1 protein-coding gene and 1 pseudogene are annotated in these 1406 nt (G+C 49.2%); both read right to left on the minus strand.

Annotated elements, in window-relative coordinates:
- Positions 1-73: 73 nt before the first annotated feature.
- Entirely contained in the window at positions 74-799 is a 726-nt protein-coding gene (istB, locus tag BBG47_RS27975) for an IS21-like element helper ATPase IstB (RefSeq protein ID WP_065294464.1), read from the minus strand.
- A gap of 1 nt (position 800) precedes the next feature.
- Positions 801-1406: pseudogene (locus tag BBG47_RS27980) on the minus strand (hypothetical protein); the annotation flags it as partial.

Below are 1406 nucleotides of genomic sequence, written 5' to 3' on the forward strand. Positions count from 1 at the left end.
ATGTTTTTTGCAAGTGAAAAATGCTCAATTTTGCAGCCAAAAATGCCAAAGCACTTGCCATCCACCTGCAAAGCTACAAAGGAACCCGTTCCATCGCTTGCTTGAAGCGGAAACTCTCTCCCGTGAAAGAGAGAATATGAGCATGGTGCACTAAACGATCCACCAGGGCAGACGTTAGCTTGGTGTCCCCAAAAATCGAGGTCCACTGACCGAATTCTAGGTTAGACGTCACAATGACGCTCTGTCTTTCATAACAATCGGCAATCACATTAAACAGCAATTCAGCTCCCGTTTGGCTAAACGGTACGTAACCGACCTCATCTAGGATAAGCAGATCCACCTTTTTTAGCTTCTCACGAAAGCGACTAATTGTGCCTGCTGCGAATTTCTCCTGCAGCACTGCTACTAAGTCCGAAGCCCGGTAAAATTGTACGGTTTTCCCTCGTCTGCAGGCTTCCACCCCTAAGGCGGTTGCCATATGTGTTTTCCCAGTTCCCACAGCCCCCATTAGCAGCAAGTTTTCTTGTCGCTCCAGCCATCCGAGATCCCTGAGCATGTCCGGACTGCTTTCACTTGGAAACGAAATATGGTCATAGACATATCCTTCAAACGTTTTAATGTGAGGGAAACCGGCCTGCTGAACGAGCTTTCCCAATTTGGAGCGGCGCCGACCGTCAAGTTCGGCTGTTAATAGTTCCTCTACCCATCTGCTTATCTGCTTGTCCTGCTGAAGCGCCACGTACTCTACCACATGCGCTAGCCGAAGCTGTCGACATAAATCTGCGAGATCTGTCTGCATGTCAACTCACCCCCATGAGTCGGTCATAACGCTGGAGAGATTCACCGATTTGTGTGCCTGGAGGGGATAGTGTTTCTTGCCAAGTAACAGGGATTTCCCTGTTTCCTTGCTGTACGCCTAATGCTGCTGTAAGACAAGCAACTGTCGCTTCATTGCCTTCTTGCTCAAGCGTTTCTTGAATCTGTTGTACGGTATATACATCGCTCCAGTGAGCCAGTGCCTGCAGACGCTCCTTGCGTACCTCAAGCTCCTTCACCATGACATATTGCTGCATCGCGTCTGGCAACATACGAATAAACTGAGAATGCGTAACACTGCGTGGCTTCCGCAGCAGGTTCTTGAACACTGTAGGCCATGGGATCTGTACGGTTTGTCCCGTATACGGACGAGGTACTTCCTGTATTCGTTGGTGCTGGCTGCTTAGGATTACCATGCGATCCCAAAACGTTTGAATCAGTACTTCACTACCTGGCTGGGCTAATCCCAGCAACGGAATCATCATCGTCTCATCGACTCGAATTTCTCCGTACTTGTTTACCACTGCTGCACTCATACGGAATGGCTGAAAGCTGGTTTCCGGCAGGGTTAACAGCTGCTTTCGATCCTC

The organism is Paenibacillus sp. KS1, from assembly GCF_001680695.1.
GTDB lineage: Bacteria > Bacillota > Bacilli > Paenibacillales > Paenibacillaceae > Paenibacillus_B > Paenibacillus_B suaedae.

Excerpts from the sequence above, each read along its gene's own strand:
- istB (WP_065294464.1), bottom strand. The coding sequence starts at position 799 with ATGCAGACAGATCTCGCAGATTTATGTCGACAGCTTCGGCTAGCGCAT.